Annotated in this window: 16 protein-coding genes and 1 tRNA gene; 7 read left to right on the top strand and 10 right to left on the bottom strand. The window is 58.3% G+C overall.

Translation table 11 applies throughout. From position 1 onward, the window contains the following. Positions 1 to 316: 316 nt before the first annotated feature. The gene (locus ACLIRY_RS02965) at positions 317 to 898 is read left to right on the top strand and encodes a hypothetical protein (protein ID WP_413203845.1); all 582 of its coding nucleotides are present in this window, start codon (positions 317 to 319) and stop codon (positions 896 to 898) included. A gap of 205 nt (positions 899 to 1,103) precedes the next feature. Here the strand turns inward: ACLIRY_RS02965 and ACLIRY_RS02960 are convergent, their stop codons facing one another. The 3 genes from ACLIRY_RS02960 to ACLIRY_RS02950 all read right to left on the bottom strand — a co-directional run bounded on the left by ACLIRY_RS02960 (position 1,104) and on the right by ACLIRY_RS02950 (position 2,149). Then, positions 1,104 to 1,523 carry an EAL domain-containing protein gene (locus ACLIRY_RS02960; protein WP_413203844.1) on the bottom strand — a complete coding sequence of 140 codons (420 nt, stop codon included), beginning with the start codon at positions 1,521 to 1,523 and terminating at the stop codon, positions 1,104 to 1,106. A 30-nt stretch (positions 1,524 to 1,553) separates the two neighbouring features. Next, positions 1,554 to 1,883 (bottom strand): hypothetical protein, encoded by a 330-nt coding sequence (locus ACLIRY_RS02955; protein WP_413203843.1) that lies wholly within the window; start codon positions 1,881 to 1,883, stop codon positions 1,554 to 1,556. A 190-nt stretch (positions 1,884 to 2,073) separates the two neighbouring features. Then, positions 2,074 to 2,149 (bottom strand) — tRNA-Glu (locus ACLIRY_RS02950). A 1,101-nt stretch (positions 2,150 to 3,250) separates the two neighbouring features. Between ACLIRY_RS02950 and ACLIRY_RS02945 the strand changes: the two genes are divergently transcribed. Continuing rightward, positions 3,251 to 3,991 (top strand): NAD(P)H-dependent oxidoreductase, encoded by a 741-nt coding sequence (locus ACLIRY_RS02945; RefSeq protein ID WP_413203842.1) that lies wholly within the window; start codon positions 3,251 to 3,253, stop codon positions 3,989 to 3,991. Beyond that, on the top strand, positions 3,988 to 4,779 hold the full coding sequence (locus tag ACLIRY_RS02940; protein ID WP_413203841.1) for an enoyl-CoA hydratase/isomerase family protein: 792 nt from the start codon (positions 3,988 to 3,990) through the stop codon (positions 4,777 to 4,779). Before ACLIRY_RS02945 ends, ACLIRY_RS02940 begins: the two co-directional genes overlap by 4 nt. A 220-nt stretch (positions 4,780 to 4,999) precedes the next feature. Here ACLIRY_RS02940 and ACLIRY_RS02935 read toward each other — a convergent pair whose 3' ends face one another. The 3 genes from ACLIRY_RS02935 to ACLIRY_RS02925 all read right to left on the bottom strand — a co-directional run bounded on the left by ACLIRY_RS02935 (position 5,000) and on the right by ACLIRY_RS02925 (position 7,309). Then, entirely contained in the window at positions 5,000 to 5,434 is a 435-nt protein-coding gene (locus tag ACLIRY_RS02935) for a bacteriohemerythrin (RefSeq protein WP_413203840.1), read from the bottom strand. 49 nt (positions 5,435 to 5,483) lie between these two features. Continuing rightward, entirely contained in the window at positions 5,484 to 6,530 is a 1,047-nt protein-coding gene (gene dusA / locus ACLIRY_RS02930) for a tRNA dihydrouridine(20/20a) synthase DusA (RefSeq protein ID WP_413204186.1), read from the bottom strand. Positions 6,531 to 7,054: 524 nt separating this feature from the next. Then, positions 7,055 to 7,309 carry a hypothetical protein gene (locus tag ACLIRY_RS02925; RefSeq protein WP_413203839.1) on the bottom strand — a complete coding sequence of 85 codons (255 nt, stop codon included), beginning with the start codon at positions 7,307 to 7,309 and terminating at the stop codon, positions 7,055 to 7,057. A gap of 358 nt (positions 7,310 to 7,667) precedes the next feature. Between ACLIRY_RS02925 and ACLIRY_RS02920 the strand changes: the two genes are divergently transcribed. From ACLIRY_RS02920 to recJ, 3 genes are all read left to right on the top strand, one after another. Continuing rightward, positions 7,668 to 8,222, top strand: a complete 555-nt coding sequence (locus ACLIRY_RS02920; protein WP_413203838.1) for an RBBP9/YdeN family alpha/beta hydrolase — start codon at positions 7,668 to 7,670, stop codon at positions 8,220 to 8,222. A 304-nt stretch (positions 8,223 to 8,526) separates the two neighbouring features. Next, positions 8,527 to 10,611 carry a methyl-accepting chemotaxis protein gene (locus tag ACLIRY_RS02915; RefSeq protein ID WP_413203837.1) on the top strand — a complete coding sequence of 695 codons (2,085 nt, stop codon included), beginning with the start codon at positions 8,527 to 8,529 and terminating at the stop codon, positions 10,609 to 10,611. A gap of 325 nt (positions 10,612 to 10,936) precedes the next feature. Continuing rightward, positions 10,937 to 12,739, top strand: a complete 1,803-nt coding sequence (gene recJ, locus ACLIRY_RS02910; protein ID WP_413203836.1) for a single-stranded-DNA-specific exonuclease RecJ — start codon at positions 10,937 to 10,939, stop codon at positions 12,737 to 12,739. 482 nt (positions 12,740 to 13,221) lie between these two features. On the opposite strand, the gene ACLIRY_RS02905 is transcribed toward recJ, so the two are convergent. Next, a complete protein-coding gene (locus ACLIRY_RS02905; protein WP_413203835.1) occupies positions 13,222 to 13,845 on the bottom strand; it encodes a TetR/AcrR family transcriptional regulator in 624 nt (207 codons plus the stop codon). 118 nt (positions 13,846 to 13,963) lie between these two features. On the opposite strand from ACLIRY_RS02905, the gene ACLIRY_RS02900 reads away from it, so the two are divergent. Beyond that, entirely contained in the window at positions 13,964 to 14,374 is a 411-nt protein-coding gene (locus ACLIRY_RS02900) for an MAPEG family protein (protein ID WP_413203834.1), read from the top strand. A gap of 353 nt (positions 14,375 to 14,727) precedes the next feature. Here ACLIRY_RS02900 and ACLIRY_RS02895 read toward each other — a convergent pair whose 3' ends face one another. From ACLIRY_RS02895 to ACLIRY_RS02885, 3 genes are all read right to left on the bottom strand, one after another. Continuing rightward, complete coding sequence (locus ACLIRY_RS02895; RefSeq protein ID WP_413203833.1) at positions 14,728 to 15,033, bottom strand: DUF1318 domain-containing protein; 306 nt, start codon at positions 15,031 to 15,033, stop codon at positions 14,728 to 14,730. Between the two features lie 27 nt (positions 15,034 to 15,060). Next, positions 15,061 to 15,276, bottom strand: coding sequence for a YnbE family lipoprotein (locus ACLIRY_RS02890; protein WP_413203832.1), 216 nt, complete (start codon positions 15,274 to 15,276; stop codon positions 15,061 to 15,063). Positions 15,277 to 15,379: 103 nt separating this feature from the next. Beyond that, positions 15,380 to 18,643 (bottom strand): YdbH domain-containing protein, encoded by a 3,264-nt coding sequence (locus ACLIRY_RS02885; protein WP_413203831.1) that lies wholly within the window; start codon positions 18,641 to 18,643, stop codon positions 15,380 to 15,382. Positions 18,644 to 18,832: the final 189 nt, after the last annotated feature.

The raw sequence follows: 18,832 nt of genomic DNA, 5'->3' as shown, positions 1-18,832 counted from the left end.
CCGACATATCACGCCACCATGGGTTTAGGAGAGGGAGATGTCGAGGGTAAGATTACCGGGAACCCAATGAGCATCACTCTTCCTTAAGCGCGGTGGTGGGGGCCACCGAAACGGAGACCCAAGGATAATGGGGTATTTCCTATTTTGCTACGGGGTATTTGGGTCTGTTTTTCTTCTTTAAGTTGATATTTTTTTCCATTTCATTGTGTCCAGTCGTCTCTCTATTGCTTGTATGAACTGGCTCCTGACAGAAACTGGCGGGAGGGGGGGGTAATGTTCCGGTCGTCGACTTCGATGAACCAAAAGGAAAACCAAGATGACCACCCCTTGCCATGAAATTGTATCTTACCGCGTCAAGGAGGCTGCCTTGGCCGACACGGCCCTTTCCCAGGCCAGGGCCCTTGTGGCTGCTTTGCCCGGATTCCTGTCCTGGACTCCCTTGCGGGGGGAAGGTGGCCTGGAGCGGGTCGATCATGTCGTCTGGCGCGATGGTGCCCATGCCCGGGAAGCAGGACGGATCGTTGCCGAGGATCCGGCTTTCGCGCCGTTTCGAGCCACCATCGACGTTCTGCGCCATATGGGGCATTATGTGGCGCGGGACAGTCTGTCCGAAGGTGTGGAAATCGCCCGATTCCACCTCAAGAGCGGGGTGACGGAAGCCGATATGGTGGCCGCCCACGACACGATGGTTCGGGAAAGCCTGTCCAGTTGGTCGGGGTGGCGGGGCCATGAAATGCTTGCCTTGGGCGAGGGGCACTATCTGATGCTGTGCCGGGCGGAAAGCCTGGAGCGCGCCCGGGAAATCTGTCAGGCCTGGATCGGCGATCCGGCATGCGAAGCCTTCCTGGCCTTGATCGTGGCGGACGACATGGTCTTTGGCCAGCCCCTTTCCTCTTGACCTGAAGGGAATAGGTCCTTCCAAGGGATGGCTTTGGGGGAAGTCTAGAGCTTCTTGCCTGATATACGAAACCACGTCACACGATAGTGTCTGGCATTTTTTGGGCGATTGCCCAAGCCCATTTGGGGGCAAATGCCCCCAAACCCCCATTTTTTCCTTTAGAGTGAAACTGGATCAGCTTGAGACAAGCTGGCCCAGTTTCACTTTAGGCTTCGCTAAGGGAGGAAGCGGTGCCTCGGATGGGAGGTGTCCGCTGCCATTCTGCGAGCCAAACGGGGATCTGATCGCCGACAATGGAGCGGCTGACGTAGTATCTCTGGATCAGATCCACACCCAGGCTTGCGACCATGTCCCAATCCTCTCGAGTTTCCACGCCTTCGGCAACGGTATGCAGGTTCAGGCGTCGGGCCAGGGAGAGGGAGAGGGAGGTATCCAGGATGGAATAGGCGGTTTCATCCTGGGCTGCGCCCCGGACAAAAGATTGGTCCACTTTCAGTTCGGTGAAGGGGATCCGTTTCAATTGAGCGAGGGAGGAGTGCCCCGTTCCAAAATCATCGATACTGAGCTCGAACCCCTTCAAGCGGAGGCACGTCAGGATTTCTACGGACTTGACGGCATCGGTCATCAGTTTGTTTTAAATTATCGGCGGAGATATTCACTGCGATGGTGATATCGAGACCGCTGTCCCGCCACCTCCGTCCTTGGTGAAAACACCAGCCCCGTGACCCAGGGCCAGACCAACGTTCGGCATCGGATTATTGTCCAAGCTGTTGGAAATGACCGCGAGGCTGTCAAAATATGCGTCGATCCGATTGGAGGACATCTGACGCAGTCCCTCTGTAACGCTCTTCACTTCGATAAAGTTGATGTCTGGAAATTGGGCCTGGAAAAGGGATCGGGCATCGAAGCCTTCTCCGATTCCCACGGTCTTGCCTTGCAAGTCCTTCGGGCTTTTCGGGTAGTGGGCCGTGACGTTGAAAGCCAAGCTGTAGGGGGTGGTGAGGGTTTTGAAAGATAAATGAAAACCACTCGCGTAGACGTGGGGATCACGTCACAGAGGTACAGAGAGCAAGTGTGTTTTTGGATGGATACATCTCATGGAGGTATGGGCAGATCTTGAATCGATCTTCTGATCTCTCCCCTTATTGAGGAGTTGGTGCCTTTTCAAAGGAAAATGGCATCCCCAACGGGACTCGAACCCGTGTCTTCACCGTGAAAGGGTGATGTCCTGGACCGCTAGACGATGGGGACGCTGTGGGCCTGATGGATGATTTCCAGACCTGCAAACGTGGTAGGCACCTCTTGTGTGTAACGTTCCGTCACACGCGAGATGCGCTTGTTAGAGTATGGGGCTTCGGAGGTCAATAAGAATTTTACAAAAGGCGGGAGTTGGTCTGGATGAGTTTACTTTGGGTGGCCTGGGTTGTGGATGCTCACGGTACACGAGAGTCGGCGTTTTCCCGTCGCGGGGCTTTGCGCCGTCCCCCACTGGGGCCTCAGGCATTTAATTTTTTAAAGAAAAAATGGGGGTTTGGGGGCATTTGCCCCCAAATGGGCTTGGGCAATCGCCCAAGAATTACGAGACGCTGTCGTATGCTGTGGTGGATGCTGAGTCATTCCTGGACTGTTTGGGTCGTTGTTGGAGGCAGGGGGCGCTGCCAAAACAGCAACGGGCGAGGATCATAGGTCCCCGCCCGTTGTCGTATTTTGATTCTGCATGCTGTCAGGCGAACTGCAGGTTTCTTATCCGTGTGTGGCGGCGCTGCGATGGGCGGCTTGGCTGAATAAGTCACCCACCCGATGGGCCATGGAACGCAACAAATTTGCCAAATACACGGCGCGGGCTTTTCGGGCCCTTTGATAAAGGACAGCATGAGAGCCGCTCTCCAAGGTGCCATAATAGAACATAGGTTTCTCTCCTGATGCTGTGCGGACGATCGAATTTCGTGAAAGAACATTACATTGCCCTGGCTTTCTTTCGCACGTGCGAAAAATGCATGCCCAGCTTTCCATTGCTGCGGGGGCACTAGAGTTTCCATTCCATACGGTATGGAATGCTGGTGGGCGATGGGCTATGCTTCAGGAGTGTTGCCCTTCAAACTTGAGTTTGGGCTTTCGTTTGGAGCGGTGCTCTAGAGTGAAACTGGATCCGTTTGAGTCAAGCTGGCCCAGTTTTACTCTCAGGATAGTGATTTTAGAGTATCTTCGAGGTCAAGTTGCGCTGCAAGGCAACCCGACGACAGTACGAATGGACGAGGCGTCGTGCCGCCCGGCTGAGTCGAAAACTGATCGGCTCGCGGGAAACAGCTTTGTGCTTCTGATCCTTCAGTCTTTGCGTGCAAGGGGGATCCTATGCGCATTCACATCATTCATGCCCATTCGGAACGGGACTCCTTTGTCGCTGCCATGCGGGATGTCCTGCGACAGACCTTTTCCGAGGCAGGAGCGGAGGTCATCCAGTCCGATCTGTATGCCATGGGTTTTAACCCGGTGATGTCGAGTGCAGATTTCGGGGAGCGGAAAGCGGTTGATCATCTGACCTATGCCATGGAGCAGCGCCACGGTTTCGCAAACCGAACTCTGGCTCCGGATATCCTGGCCGAGGTCGACAAGGTGCTGTCTGCAGATCTGCTGGTCTTCACCTTTCCCCTGCAATGGTTTGGGGTTCCGGCCATCCTCAAGGGATGGATTGAGCGGGTCTTTTTGTCCGGCCCCTTCTATGGGGGGAAGCGCGTTTATGAACGGGGAGGGTTGGCGGGGAAAAGAGCCTTCGCGGCCTTCAGCCTGGGGGGACGCGATCACATGTTCGGTCCCGATGCCCTGCATGGAGAACTGACCATGGGCATGATGCGGCATTTTTTCCAAGGTACCCTCGGGTATGTGGGGTTGGAGGTGCTGGAGCCCTTTATTGCCTATCATGTGCCCTATGTGGCAGAGCCGGACCGGCAGGCCTTGCTGGGTGACTTGGCGGAGGTAGCGCGAACCTTGAAGGAGCGCCCTGTCCTGCCTATGCCCGATCTTTCAAAATTCGACGATACCTTCGCGCCCCGGCCCCCCCCTAGAAAGACACATGTGGAGGAAACGACGCCATGACCGATTGTACTCCCCTGATCGTTGAACGCTCTGGGTCCGTGGTTCGCTTGCGCCTGAACCGGCCCGAAGTCTTGAATGCCTTGAACCGGGATATGGCTGATGCGTTTCTTGTGGCCGCCCGGGATATCGCCAAGGATCCGACCGTGCGAGCCGTTCTGGTCAGTGGCGAGGGCCGCGCCTTTATGGCCGGAGGGGATGTCGCCTCTTTCCGTGAAGAGGGAAAGCCCATTGCCGAGACGGTGGGCGGGCTGCTCGATCCCTTTCACGAGGCCATTTTGACTCTGCGTTCAATCAATGCTCCACTGGTGGCAGCTCTGCAAGGTCCCGTGGCAGGGGCTGGAATGAGCTTGGCCCTGGCCTGTGATCTGGCCGTGGCGTCGGAGGACGTGAAAATGGTCCTGGCCTATTCGGCGATTGGGGCCTCTCCCGACGGGTCAGGCACATTTTTTCTACCCCGGTTGATTGGTTTGCGTCGGTCCATGGAGCTGGTTCTGCTCAATGAACCGGTGAAGGCGGATCAGGCCTTGGACTGGGGGTTGGTCAACCGGGTGGTGCCCCGGGAGATGCTGGAGAGTGAGGCCTTGGGCCTTGTCGAGCGCCTTGCCGCAGGGCCAACCAAGGCATTCGGCGCCACCCGCCGTCTTATGGAGGCCTCCTTCCGCGCGACCCTGGCGGAGCAACTTGATGCGGAGAAGCGCTCCTTCCTATTACTGACCGAAACGGCGGACTTTGCTGAGGGCAATGCCGCCTTTCTGGAAAAGCGCCGAGCCGGTTTCACAGGTGCATAAAAAGGGATAGGCCCTGGTCGGGGGGCGACGAAACAACTTGGGATCACCTGTCCTGGAGTATCTTCTTCCAACCCACCATTCGGGATCAAAGGGTCCGTCGACCCTTTGCGGGTCTGGGCGGAGCCCAGAAACTGCGAAGCAGGTTTTCCGGATGTTCGAGGAAGCACTGTATAACTAGAGTGAAACGGGGCAGCTTGACTCACGCTGATCCCGTTTCACTCTAAGGCGTCCACTGGACAGTATTGACGGGAATCTGGGTGCCCAAGTGGGGGATGATATCCCTGTCGGCGCCAACCACATGGCGCAGCACCCAGTCGGAAAGAATGGCGTGAACCGAGCAGGCTGTCACCGCTTCTGGGTTATCCACGAAGCGCTGAGATTGGGAGAGAATGCTCTCCGCGAAGGTATCATGGAATTTTTGATGTTTGGCTATGCCCGGAAAGTGGACACTGGCCATTAACTGTTCTTCCCGATTGAAATGATCGCGCGTATAGCGAATGAGTCGTAGTAAACAGTCAGCCATTTTGGCGCGATCCAGTGTCTCAGGCTGCGCGAGATCGCCCATTTGATTGATAAGGTCGAGCAATGCCCGGTGATCGTCGTCGATTTCCCGGATGCCGATGCTCATTTGATCCCGCCAGACGATCCGGCTCATAGTCCCTCATGCTCTTTCGTTGAAAACCGTTGCCTCACCTTTTTGAATTTCACAATACCTCAGAATGGGAAATATTGGTTTTTTTTTGGTCAGGATTTCGCTCTGGCGGTTCCGGTTTGTCGTCTTCCCTGGTGGGGTCCGGAACCAGGGCCAGGGCATCAAGGAGCACCTGGACCGTTGCCCCTGGGCGAGGGGCTTGCTCCCCAAGGTGACGTCGCCAAGCCCGGGCTCCGGGGAGACCGTGAAACAACCCAAGAACATGCCGGGTAAGTCTTTTGATCGGCTCCCCCCGGGCGAGCAGGTCCTCCAGATAAGGGGCGAGGGCGCGTGCCACGTCATGGCGGCTGGGCGGTGGCGTAGGGTCGCCAAAGATCAGGTGATCAGCTTGGGCAAGGATATAGGGCGTTTCGTAAGCTGCACGGCCAATCATGACCCCGTCGGTGGGGCCGATATGGGGCAGGGCCGAAGGGATGTCGTGAATGCCGCCGTTCAACAGGATTTCCAATGTTGGAAAATCGGCCTTGAGGCGGTGAACGACATCATGGCGCAGAGGGGGAACCTCACGGTTTTCCTTGGGGCTCAGGCCCGTCAACCAAGCCTTGCGGGCATGGACGATAAAGACCCGGGTTCCAGCCCGCGCCAAGGTGTCGACAAAAGAGGTCAGGTGATCGTAACTGTCCAGGTCATCGATTCCGATCCGATGTTTGACCGTGATGGGTATCGATGTTTCGGCGCGCATGGCCGAGAGGCAGTCGGCCACCAGATTGGGTTCAGCCATCAGGCAGGCACCGAACCGACCGCTGCTTACCCGGTCGGAGGGGCAGCCCAGGTTCAGGTTGATTTCGTCATATTCCCAATCTCGGGCAATCCGCGTGGCCTGCGCCAGCTCCCCAGGGTCTCCGCCGCCGAGCTGAAGTGCGATGGGGTGCTCGTCCGGATGGTAGTCGAGATGCCGGGCCGGGTCTCCACGGATCAAGGCCGGGGCTGTGACCATTTCCGTATAAAGCAAGACATGGCGGGATATCTGTCGCAGGAACCAGCGGTCGTGTCGGTCCGTCCAGTCCATCATGGGAGCCACGGACAGGCGTCTGTCCACCCCATCCCCCGCCGAGGGCAATTCCCTGGATCCGGACAGACGCCGGTATGGCCCTGGCACAGTGGTCAAGGGCAGGGACGGGGTGAACCGGGGCGCATTCAAGGCAAAGGTCTCCTGCGGCAGGGGCGGGAAAATGGCATTGGAACAAAAAAAGAACAAGGAGGCACGCCGATTCTTGACGTGTCGTTCTCCTTATGTTCTTTTTGTCGATGTGAATGAAACGAGAATATCGATCCCGTTCTCTGGAAGCAAGTCCGTGCTGGAGATCCCTGTGAACAGGGTGGATGTTCCGAGCTAACTCGAACCGATCACAGTTTTGCTTCTTCGGTTGGCGATGCCGGGGAGGGATGTGATCCAGGAGGTCCCAATGTCAATGTTAGTCTTCGTCCGCGAATTCCTGGCTCTGGTCGCCCTATTTATCACCATCTACCTGTGGACGGTTCTTGGTGCGGCTGTCATCGTTTAGGTGCGCAATGATCCGCCCGGCATGAATCGAGCAGGAATTTGCTATGCCGGAAACGGGCTCAGGTGACCTGTCGATCGAACCACTGGCAATAGAGAAAATGTCCAATGGGCGTGAGGCGGAAGGCGTCGCGCGTCAGGGGGCCGGTGGGCTTGTAGCCGGTAATAAAGACCGTTTCTTCGACGAGGCCTTTTTCCATGAGGGATTGCGCCAATCGCTTGGATATATCTACGGGTTTGCCGGTGATCTCCTGCTGGAAGAGATCTTCTATCACCTTGTGTTCCGCTTTGGACAGAGAGTCCAGGCTGGCGGTCATGAAATTCATTCCTCTTTACGCGACTGACTTTCTTTTTCCAAGTGTCATGCTAGCGGTCCGGAGCGCCGTATCAAGCAAAATCGTTATGGATTTGGAGCATAACGCCGAAGTCACGCCGATTTTCCTATACGATTTTGATTTTCAGGCAGCCTTGGGTTGGCGAAGTGATTGGGGATGCGATACGATATGGCTCCAACATAAGGATTCTCGGGGTCGAACCGTGGTCCTTACGCTGCTTTGCGGCATTTTTGTTAGGATGGGTTACGATATCAAGATATTGGATCTGGTTTGGGGCCGCTTCTGACTTGTGTCGGGTGATCCCATAGGTTTTGGCAGAGCTGCAGAAACGGACATCCCGATGACAGTAACTCCCCTTTTTATCCCGGGCTGGCGCAATTCCGGTCCAGATCATTGGCAAACCCTGTGGGAGCAGGATCTGCCTGGTGGTATTCGCGTCGAGCAACGCGACTGGGAGAAGCCTGATCTTGTCGAATGGATGGGAGGGCTTTCCATGGCGTTGGAACATGCTCGGCCACCTGTGATTCTCGTAGCCCATAGTCTTGGGTGTATTTTGGTGTCCCATTGGACCTTGCGTGCCGGAAGCGAGGAACTGTCCCGCGTGGCCGGAGCGCTTCTGGTCGCTCCGCCGGATGTGGAGGCGGAGACGGCGCCCGAGGCGATCCGTTCCTTCGCGCCCATTCCCATGGAGGCTCTGCCGTTTCCGGCCATGGTTGTGGGGAGCAAAAGTGATCCCTATTGCTCCCTGGCGCGGGGGCATGAGTTCGCTTCCGCCTGGGGAAGCCGTTTCGAGAATGCCGGAGACGTGGGGCATATCAATGGCGATTCTGGCCATGGTCCTTGGCCTTTGGGAGAGCGCCTGCTCATGGGTTTACTGGTTGCTCTTAATGGTTGAGGGTGAGGTGCCGCTAACTGAGTAAGACCCTTGGGTGGTCCAGAGTCTATTGAATTTTCGAGGAGTTCTAGTGCTTGGGGTTGGCCCAAGATTTTCCCATGAGAATTTTATGTATTACTTGTTTTCATTCTAATCCGTTGCGTTTAAGATAAAAAATCATCCGCTAGATGAGCATTAAAGCCTTTGATTGTTTTGGATTTATCTTTGGTTGTAGTGCTTTGTGAAGCGCGAAAGCGAGGCAGTCTCTCCTGTCTGATGTCATTGTTCATCTGTGTCGCGTGCTGTTCTATAGCGGTTCTTTCAAGTGGAGGGTTTTCCCTTGGGCAATCTATCCGTTTCCAAGAAAATTTGGCTGGGATTCGGCTCTGTTCTTCTTTTACAGATTGTCATGGGGGGGGTGGGTCTACTTTCTCTAACTTCTATTGGTGATCTTTTTACCGGGTACCGCAGCATATCCCAGGAAACCAATGACGTTGGCCGCATTCAAGCCAATATGCTGATGGCTCGTATGGGAGTGAAGGACTTCCTTATTCGTAGAAGTGCGGATTCGATCGAGATGGTCAGTACAAGGGCGAAGGCCACAGAAGCCTTGATACAGGACGCCCGTGCCGTGGCCTTGACTGAGGAACAGAGTGGTCTCCTTGATCGCTTGCTCGCGGATGTGAAGGCCTATCAAGAAGCATTTGAGCAGGTCGTTGCCCTGCAAGATAAGCGTGACAAAATTCAAAAGGACATGGCGAGCACGGGTGATGGAATGCTCGAGAGCGTCCGAAAGCTCATGAATAGGGCGTACAATGATGGCGAAATAAAAGACGCCTATTACGCAGGTATGTTGATCCGTCAATTACTTCTCGCGCGTTTGCAGGTTACTAAGTATTTGGATGGTCGGGATGAAGTGTTGTTCCCAAAAGCAAAGCGCGAAATGAGTGCAATCGAGAGTAGTTTTCAGTTGTTGGTGAAAGGAATATCCAGCCCTAAACGTTTGGAGATGGCCAATGAAGGCAAGGTACTCCAGGATAGGTATCTGGAGGGCTTTGAGGCTATTCATACGGTGATTGTAAAGCAGAATGCCCTTGTAGCCGATGTATTGGAAAAGATCGGCCCTCAGATGGCCAACGAGATCGAGAAAAATAAATTGAACGCGAAGGCCCGCCAGGATGAGGCCGGGCCGATCGCGGTGGCGTCCATTCAGCGCACTATTCTGATTACGTCCTTTCTTGCCGTGGGCGCCCTGATTCTTGGGGGTGGGTTGGCTATCCTGATCAGCCGGGCCATCACCAAACCTCTGCCGGAAATGAAGCGGGCCATGACATCCGCCGGAGACGGGGATTTAACCGTTCGGGCTTCTGTGACCACCAAAGACGAAGTCGGCCAAATGGCCGTATCCTTGAATGGGTTGCTGGGCAATTTCCAGAAAGGGTTAGGGGAGGTGACGGAAGCAGGAACGGCGATCGCCGCCTCAGCGGAAGAACTGAACGCTGCATCGGTGGAATTGAGCCGTCATGCGGAGCGGATGAACGGCGAAAGTGGTCAGGCCAACCAAGCGGTCACGCATGTGACCACGTCGATCAACGACCTGTCCTCCATCGCCACCCAGTTGTCCGCCAACGCAGAAACCGTCGCGGCGGCGGCTGAAGAGTTGAATGCCTCTATCCGGGAGGTGGCCAACCATGCCGGACAATCTTCCGAAGTGGCTCATCGGGCTCGTCAGGGCGCCGATACCGCGAATGCGGCCATCAATGGCGCCATGGCGGAAATGGCAGAAGCCAAGGAATCGATCAGTGCGCTATCCCAGGCAGCCAAGGAGATCAGCGAGGTGATCTCGGCCATCAGTGACATTGCCGAGCAGACCAATTTGCTGGCCTTGAACGCTACGATTGAAGCGGCCCGGGCAGGGGATGCGGGCAAGGGATTTGCCGTGGTGGCCAATGAGGTCAAGAACTTGGCCAACCAATCCTCCCGCGCGACGGAGGATATCACCAACCGGATCCATGCCGTTCAGGAGCAGGTGGCCCTGTCGGTAACTGATATGGAAGCAGTCGGTGCGTCCCTGGGCAAAGTTCATGGGGAAATGGGCGGGATCAACCAGACCATCTATCGCATTGACGAGATCGCCGCCTCTATCGCCCATGAGGTTGAACAGCAAGGTGCCGCCACCAGCGAAATTGGGAACAATGTGGAGCATGTGGCAGAGGCTGCCCGCCAAGTGGCCAATGACGTGAGCCAAACCAAGGACAACGCCAAGGTCATGAAACATGCCGTGGAAGCCATCGCAGAAATTGCCCATGAAACAGCAGGGCAGGCAACGGAAACCTCTGCGGCGTCCGGTGAACTGACTCGGTTGGCCCATGGTTTGGATCTACTGGTGCAAAACTACAAGGTGCGGTAGCGGCCCGACCACATGGCTGTGAGCACGGCACACGACAGTGTCTCGTGTTTTTTGGGCCATTCCCAAGCCCATTTGAGGCAAATGCCTCCAACCGCCCCTTTTTTGATCGAGGTCTGGGGGCTTTCGGTCAATAAATGTCCGGGGCCTGGGCCTTTCGGCCCCGGTGGGGGATGGGGCAAAGCCCCTTGACGGGAAAGAACCGACTGTCGTGCACCCTGGGCTGTGCGTGTCGGTGGGGGCTCTGAACGGTTTCTGGCGGTGCGGTCTTCCTCCCCTCAATTCCATTTTGCTTCCGCCTCCGCCAGCATTGTTTTACTGTCCCCCCATGACAGAGCTTATGATCGAAAACAGCTTCCTCGGTGTTGGCCGGTCCTTTGGAGGACGTCGCTGGGTCCAACGCCCCGGGGACGACCGGCAGGCTTTGGCTATCAGCCAGCGCCTCAGTCTGCCCGAAGTGGTTGGCCGGGTTATGTCCGGACGGGGCGTGATCGTGGAAACCGCAGAGGCTTTTCTGACGCCGACCTTGCGGGACCAATTGCCCGACCCGTCCCACCTTCTGGATATGGACAAGGCCGTGGACCGGCTGGTCTCAGCCATTCGGGCGGGAGAGGGGATTGGCATCTTCGGTGACTACGACGTGGATGGAGCGACCTCCACGGCGGTGTTACATCGTTTCTTCCGCGCCCTGGGGGTGCCGGTCCATGTGCATATCCCCGATCGGGTGGAGGAGGGCTATGGCCCTAATGCGCCGGCCCTGAAGCGCTTGGGAGCCGCAGGCGCCCAAGTGGTGGTGACCGTGGACTGTGGGATCAGCGCCTTCGCTCCCCTGGCCGAGGCAGCCGAGGCGGGGTTGGATATCGTCGTCTGCGATCACCATGAAGCCCGCACGGAGCTGCCCAGGGCCGTGGCTGTGGTCAATCCCAAACGTCTGGACGAGATCACCCCCCATACCTATTTGGCAGCCGTGGGGGTGGTCTTCCTGTTGGCCGTGGCGGTGAACCGGAGTCTTCGGGATTCCGGTTGGTACAAGGAAACGGGGCGTCGGCCACCGGACCTGATGGGATTGCTCGACTTGGTAGCCCTGGGAACGGTCTGTGACATGGTGCCTTTGGTGGGTGTGAACCGGGCGCTGGTGCGTCAGGGGCTCAAGGTGATTGCCTCCCGCTCGAATGCGGGTATCGCTGCCCTGGCCGAGGTCGCGGGCGTGCGCGAGGCCATCGATGCCTTCCACCTGGGCTTCATGCTGGGGCCAAGGGTGAACGCCGGGGGCCGGGTGGGCCGGGCTGCCCTGGGGGCCGAACTTTTGGTCTGTGATGACCTGGAGGCCTGCCGGGTCATGGCCAACGAATTGGATGGGTATAACGGTGCGCGCAAGGAGATCGAGGCAGAAGTCCTGTTTCAGGCCATCGAACAGGTGGAAGCTGCGGCTCCGGACAGCCTTCCTATGGTTTTCGCGTCGGGTCGGAATTGGCATCCCGGTGTGGTGGGGATTGTCGCCAGTCGCCTGAAGGAGCGCTATGCCCTGCCGGCCCTCGCACTCTCTCTTGAGGGGGGGATGGCCAAGGGGTCGGGGCGGTCGGTGACAGGTGTGGATCTGGGACGAGTGGTGATTGCCGCCCGTGAGGCGGGCCTATTGGAAGCCGGCGGTGGTCATGCCATGGCGGCGGGCTTCAGTCTGTTCGAAGAGCGACTGGATGAATTCAAGGCGTTCCTGGGAGAGCGCCTGAAGGCCCAGATCGAGGCGGGGGGGATCGTGGCTACCCTGGAGGTGGATGGTGCCCTGGATATCCGCGGCGCGAATGCGACTCTGGTGCGATCCCTGAGCCAAGCGGGGCCCTATGGCTCAGGCAATCCGGAGCCCCGCTTCGCCGTTGCCAATGCCCGGGTGGGGAAGGTGGATGTCGTCGGCATGGGCCATATCCGATGCTTCCTGAACGGCCCTTCCGGGGGCTCACTCAAGGCCATGGCCTTCAAGGCGGCAGATTCGGAAATGGGTCACGCCCTGCTGAACTCGCGCGGGGCCTCGTTGCACATCGCAGGAACCCTGCGGTTGGATACCTTCCAGGGCCGGGACAATGTCATGATGGTAATTGATGATGTCGCGAGCGTTGGGGGAGGTATGACGTAGACTGAAGGCCTTCACCTCGCTTCTGAAGTGGCGAGAGGATTTTAATCGAGCAGGGTGCGGAAAAACTCTTTTGTCGTCATTCCCGCGCATGCGGGACTCCAGGGTGGGGACAACGAACCTATGCGGTTGATGCTATCTGAGCACGCTCCACTGACGACACCGAAATCAACGCTGGATCCCAGTTTTCACGGGAGTGACGAAGTAAAGCAACGTGTTATACTCTGGATCCTCGAAAATCCGGAAAACCTGCTTCGCAGTTTCTGGGCCCTGCCCAGACCCGCAAAGGGTCACGGACCCTTTGATCCCATTGGTCAAAAAACGAATGGGGATCCGGGGTCTTAGGGGCCGGTTGGGGGCGGGGTATGTTTAACTTCGGAGCCGCACAGAGAAACATGCAGACCTTAGCGCTTTCGGACTTTTTTTACAAGATGCTGTAACCATATGATTCTAGACTAAATTATCCGCTCTAAATCGATTCCGATTTAAGGGGGGTGATCTAGCATGGTCATAACCAGATTAACGGCTCCGATAGACAACTGCCTCATTTTTTCCCTGCTCCAGTTCGCTCGAGCGCGCAATGCAAGACTATTGAGCGTGGCGCCAAGAAGCGCAGCGAGCGCCGCCAGGTCAACATGGCTGGACGCCGCGCCGCATTGTTCCTTTTCCAAACGTCTCAGGAACAGGGTGTCTATGGCTTCGAGAGACTGATTCAAGACAGTTGAGCAAACCGGATTGGTCTGCGCATCCGCTGGCGCCGTGCAGATCACGAAACATCCGTCTGGGCCTTCGGTCGTATAAATGTCGATCGCCAGCTCGAACGCTGCGAGAAGCGCGCTTTGCAAGTTATCGGCTGCCAGCGCGCGTCCGATCTGATCATCCATCATGGCGGCATAGCTTGAAGCCGCTTGCGCATAGATCGCGTTCTTGTCACCGAAGGCGGCTGCGAGACTGGGCCGGTTGAGCCCGGCTGAACGGGCGATACCGTCGAGTGACGTCCCGGATAAACCGGTCGTCCAGAGGTGGCGTGACATTTTCCCGAGAGCCTCGGCCTCATCAAACTTTCTCGGGCGGCCAGCTCGACTGGTTTGTTTTGTGCGAACTTGCATAAAATCCTTGCCCCTTTCTAATATTGTGCGTCATTGTACAAAATATGGTCGGCTTTGGCGAGCGCATGTCAAAACACGCCTTACCGGGAAGAACCAGTCAAACGAGTGAGGGTTTCGCATGATGAACACCGAATCGCCAGAGCTGTTCTGGCTCGCCGCCACGGTCCTGCTGACCGGAGGTCTCTGGATTCCCTACGTCGGCAATCGCTTCCGAGAGGTTGGACCACCAAATTGGTCTTGGTTCCCGTTGCCGGACCCACCACAGCGCGCCCCTTGGGCGGTGCGGGCCGTTCAAGCCCATGCCAATGCTGTCGAGAATTTGGTGCTTTTTGCGCCGTTGGTCCTTGCCGTTCATGCGATCGGCCCGTCTGCGGTCGCTGTTGGGGCGTGTCGCGTCTACTTTTTCACCCGTTTGGCCCATGCGCTTGGGACCATAGCGGGCTTTCCCATTCCGTTCCGGACCGCAGCATTCCTGATCGGATTCGCCTGTGAGTTGACCTTGGGATGTGCGATCCTTCTTGGGTCATAGGGCGACCGCTGAGGTCGCCTGCTCCTGCATCGCCCCAAACGACGATGTCTACCGGAGCTTGGAACGTTGATGCACATCTATCGCCAGGGTACACGACAGTCGGTACTTTTTTCCCGTCACGGGGCTTTGCCCCGTCCCCCACTGGGGCCGGAAGGCCCCAGACCCCCAGCCATTTACTGGCCGAAAGGCCCTAGATCCCGGGCTCTTATTGATAAAAGAGAAATGGGGGGTTGGGGGCATTGGCCCCCAAATGGGCTTGGGCTATCGCCCAAAAAACAAGAGACACTGTCGTGTACTGTGATCCATCGCTCTCGGGCGCGACCTGAAGCGTTGTTTTCCGGTAGGAACAGACTCTAGTTACAGGGCCTGTATTTCTGGCGGAGTTGTTCGCCACTGACCGCCTGGATTTGGATGACCGGCACGCCTTCCTTGGAGGCGGAGGCCTGATAAACCTGCATGCGCTGGGCATTGGTGCTGTTCACCAGGGCCTGCACATCACCACCGCCGCCCGTGGCCCGAATCAGGCCATCGGCGGCCTCGCAGACAAGATTTTGTGACCGGGCTTCTTCCAGACTCATAGCCAGGGCGGGCGCAACGGCGGCAAGGGTCAGGGTTGCGCCCAGGGCCAAGCCCCTCAAAACCTTCGAGAATCGTGTCATGACATAAAGTCCTTCCCTTATCCACCGTCAGAAAATGTTGGGGTTCTGCTGGTGGAGATCTTCCACGCTCTTTTCCAGTCGAATGCGCACGTCCTGTTGGATGTTCACGTTCAGGTCAATGCGGATAGGTTTGTCTGGCGCTTCCACCTTGACAGTGGGTTGGCAGGCACCCAGGCCAAGGACCAAAAAGACCGGAACCGCGAAGGCTACTGGGGCGCCGGTGAACTTGGGGCCCTTCATCATGGATCTGTCCTCCTGGAAAACCGTGGTGGAACTGGCAGACTGCTCCGACCGTTCAAGAAAAACAAGGAATTATGGCGTTGTGTTGACGATGTGATGTCTCCTCTCACGGAACGGTGGGGGCAGTGGCGCCGGTGTAACCCAGGCTGTTCATGAACTGCTGCAGATTCTCCTGGATCCGGCTGGGGAGGGTATAGGTGCGCAGGTTCTTCCGGATCAGTTCCGTCAGCGCGCCCGTCAAGTTGACATGCAGATCCACAGGATAGCCGTCATAGAGATCCGGATTAGCCCCCAAAAGGTTGATACCGATGGTCAACTCTCCGGAGGAGTCTCCGTCCAGGGTCAACTTCAGATGCTCATACTGGAAGTCGTCCAGGGCCAGCAGGAGCAACAAGACCCCCTGGTTGCCAGCGGCCAGGACCTCAGGTGATTTCGGTGGGTGGTAGCTGAGGTGTCCTGGGGCTTCTGTGTCCAGGGTCGCCTTGTCCACCCAAATGGTACCCTCGGGTTCTATTCTTAGGGGAATACGCCCCCCCAAACGGCCAGAGGCGGCCAGGCCATCCAGGTTGGTCAGGCCCGCCAACTGGTCCAAGGCAACGGCTTTGACCTCCAAGGGAACGAGGATTTGGCCGCCTTTTAGGGGGACGATTACGTTTCCCGTCGTCACACTGCCTCCAGCCAGATCCAGGGACGCAGTTTCTATGATCAGATGGCCTTTGCCATCCAGGGTGTAGCGGATCAGCGCATTGCCCAATGGCAGACCGAGGGTGACGGTCCCAACGCTGATCTCCTGAGTCGGGCCGCGCGGTGGCCAAAACTGGGTGAGGCGGATGACACCGTTGATTTCTTCCATGGGAACGTCTCCCAAGGTGGCGGTCACATCCTTTGCCAGAATGGAGAGATCCGGCGAAAGGGTACTTCCCCGCCAGGAGAGTGTTCCCTTCAGAGCCAAGGTGCCGGTGACCTGTTTGGCGACCTCGCTTAAGGCGGAATGGAGTGCGGCGGGCTGGAGGCCGTCCGGAGCGAAGGCCACGGGGCGAGCAGCCACCCGCAGGCGACCCTCCGCCAGGGTCGCTGTGGTCCACCCTTCCAGGCCGATGGACAGGCGCTTCTTGGGATCGGTCAGGCGGGCGCGGAGGGGAAAATGTTTGGTGTCGGCCCCCGGCTCCGGGTGCGAGAGGGAGAGGTCCAGGGCGAGGGGGCGGGCTCCTTTCGCCGCCGTCACCTCGCCGGGGAGTGTGTCGACCAGGGCATTCAGGCTGCCCCTGGGACCGCCCTGTTCCAACGAAAAACGGCCCGCGAGCGCCCGGGCAGAAAGGCCGAAACCTTGCAGGGCGCCGTCGCCCAGCTCCAAGGACAAAGGAGTGTCAGGACCCGGTGGCCAAAGGCCTGAAACCGTCATGGAGAGGTCTGCGGCCGTCAGGGCCTCCCCGTTCACTTTGAGGGCCAGGGTGGTGGGGGCGAATGGAGTCTTCGCCAGGGTGACTTGGCCCGTGTCAGTGCGTGCCGACAGGGTTGTGGGAGCCGAAAGGGAAAGGGACAGGGGTGCGGTCAAGGTTACTCCGTCCTCAAGGGCTCCTTCGGCGAGGGTGAGGGTCAACTGCTCCGGTTGGCCCCGCAGCAAGCCGGAGTCCACCTCGAGGGAAAGGGGGCCCTGCCAATCGAGCCTCAGCCCTCGCAGGGCTTGGTTCCCCCGATTGAGGGTCTCCAGAGATAGGGTGCTGTCCAAGGCGTCAGCGGTTAGGAGATTGGAGGCGGAGTCCCAATGGAAGAGGGCCGTTCCGGTCTGGTGAAGGCCGCTGAGGGAGAGGGCTTCGGTGGAATAGGTCGCCGCCGTTAGCTCGCCGCTCACCTGGGCGGAGGCCTCGGAGGCAGACCAGACGCCCTTGGACAGGGTGACACTTCCCGACAGGCCGGTGATCTCTGGCGGGGCCAAATCCGTGACGGTGATGCGCCCGCCTTTCACGGTTCCCTTGCGTGGGTCCCCCTCGGGCAGGGCCAGACCGTCAAGGGAGAGGGTAACCTGTCCCGGCCCCTCGGCTTGCGGGCGAAGGGTTAGAGCACCGGTCGTTTCGATGCGCCCAGCGGCGGTACGGCTCAGGTGGATTGGGCCGTCGACCAGGGTCAGGCTCAGGCGGTCATGGGGACCGAGGACGTCCAGAATCTGGGCAAAGGAGGGGGCTACCCCTTCGACTTGAACTCTGCCGCCCTCATCCACGTCCAGGGTCGCACCACCGGCGCCGTCCAGGGCGAGGGATAGGCCGAGGGTCCCATCCATCCTTTCGACCCAACCGGAGATGGGAAGCGCAGTCACCCTTGCGGTCCCCTTCGCCGTTCCCGAGAGCCGGGCGAGGTTTGGGGGACCCAGGGCGTCGGGAAGGGTCAGGTCGACCAAACCCGTAATGGACATCCGCCCATTACCGATGCCCAGGGAGAGGGGGCCAGAAAGTTCGGCCGGTTCGTTTCGGTCCGTCATTTGTAAGGCCAAAACTGTGGGGTGCGATTTGTCCCCCAGACCCAAGGATAGGGGGGCGGACAGGATCTCCCTGGTCGGCTCAGGTAGGGTGTCAAGGACCTCCGGGGCCAAGGCTCCGACTTGGAGGGTCAGGCCGGTACTCTCTGCCCGCAGGGTCGTGCCGTTGAAAGAGCCGGTCACGTCCGCTGCCAGGGTCAGGCCTTCGACCAAGCCGTCGATGGCGAAATGGGTCAACCGCCCAGTCAGGCCGCCAGAGGCGGTTCGGATCGCTCCTTCCGGTGACACCTCGGCCTCCGCATGACCCGTTGCGTCCAGGCCTGGACCGGTGGCCGCGCCCTTCAGGATTATGGACCATCCGTCTTCGTCAACTCCCTTCCGGGGCGAGAACAGGGCGTCGCTGGTTACGGTTATGGGTCCCCGCAGGGTATCGAGAATGATCCGGGCATCCCGTGCTTCCAAGCGATCCAGTGGCGGGGTGCTGCCACCGGTTGCTCCGCTGTCTTCGCCTTCGAGCAAGGTCTCCAGCAGGGGAAAGCGGGGATGCGCCCCCTCCAGGGAGCCAAGGAGGGTCGGTTCCTCCAAAATGAGGTCTTTCATGCGGCCCGCCAGCAGGTCGCGCAGGGAATAGGTGGCCGTCACGCGTTTGACCCAGGCCTGCTCCTTCTCTACTAGTAGATCTTCAATCACCAGTTGATGGAGCGACAGCTCTCTCACTTTGCCTTCGACCTGCGGCAAGCCAAGAGAGGGCAATTGGCTGCGCAATAGCCACTCGGCCAAGGGGATTCGCATCGGGATGGCAAGGAGCAGCCCGATGGTGAGAAGGAGGGGAGGGGCCAGGAGGCCTCCCAGGAGCAAGCGTCCCCGGCGGGTCATGGGATATGTGGTCCGATCCATTTGGGGCTGAAAGGCATTGGGGTTGGACTTTCCATTGCGCTATGCTGAGGAAGCCTTCGCGCACTGCCGCGCGGAGGAGGAGGCGGACCGACGCGGCCTCATTGATCGCGCCTTTCCTTAAGGGTAAGGGAGTGGAGGGAACCGCTCAAGGATCCCGTTTCCTGATGATTGCTGACCTGATCGGATCAA

Origin of the sequence: Rhodospirillum sp. A1_3_36 (genome assembly GCF_047263945.1) — a bacterium.
Taxonomy (GTDB): Bacteria; Pseudomonadota; Alphaproteobacteria; order Rhodospirillales; family Rhodospirillaceae; genus Rhodospirillum.
This window is presented reverse-complemented; position numbering and strand designations above follow the sequence as displayed.

Excerpts from the sequence above, each read along its gene's own strand:
- ACLIRY_RS02965 (WP_413203845.1), top strand. The coding sequence starts at position 317 with ATGACCACCCCTTGCCATGAAATTGTATCTTACCGCGTCAAGGAGGCT.
- ACLIRY_RS02960 (WP_413203844.1), bottom strand. The coding sequence starts at position 1,523 with ATGACCGATGCCGTCAAGTCCGTAGAAATCCTGACGTGCCTCCGCTTG.
- ACLIRY_RS02945 (WP_413203842.1), top strand. The coding sequence starts at position 3,251 with ATGCGCATTCACATCATTCATGCCCATTCGGAACGGGACTCCTTTGTC.
- ACLIRY_RS02940 (WP_413203841.1), top strand. The coding sequence starts at position 3,988 with ATGACCGATTGTACTCCCCTGATCGTTGAACGCTCTGGGTCCGTGGTT.
- ACLIRY_RS02935 (WP_413203840.1), bottom strand. The coding sequence starts at position 5,434 with ATGAGCCGGATCGTCTGGCGGGATCAAATGAGCATCGGCATCCGGGAA.
- ACLIRY_RS02925 (WP_413203839.1), bottom strand. The coding sequence starts at position 7,309 with ATGACCGCCAGCCTGGACTCTCTGTCCAAAGCGGAACACAAGGTGATA.
- ACLIRY_RS02920 (WP_413203838.1), top strand. The coding sequence starts at position 7,668 with ATGACAGTAACTCCCCTTTTTATCCCGGGCTGGCGCAATTCCGGTCCA.
- recJ (WP_413203836.1), top strand. The coding sequence starts at position 10,937 with ATGACAGAGCTTATGATCGAAAACAGCTTCCTCGGTGTTGGCCGGTCC.
- ACLIRY_RS02905 (WP_413203835.1), bottom strand. The coding sequence starts at position 13,845 with ATGCAAGTTCGCACAAAACAAACCAGTCGAGCTGGCCGCCCGAGAAAG.
- ACLIRY_RS02900 (WP_413203834.1), top strand. The coding sequence starts at position 13,964 with ATGATGAACACCGAATCGCCAGAGCTGTTCTGGCTCGCCGCCACGGTC.
- ACLIRY_RS02895 (WP_413203833.1), bottom strand. The coding sequence starts at position 15,033 with ATGACACGATTCTCGAAGGTTTTGAGGGGCTTGGCCCTGGGCGCAACC.
- ACLIRY_RS02890 (WP_413203832.1), bottom strand. The coding sequence starts at position 15,276 with ATGATGAAGGGCCCCAAGTTCACCGGCGCCCCAGTAGCCTTCGCGGTT.
- ACLIRY_RS02885 (WP_413203831.1), bottom strand. The coding sequence starts at position 18,643 with ATGGATCGGACCACATATCCCATGACCCGCCGGGGACGCTTGCTCCTG.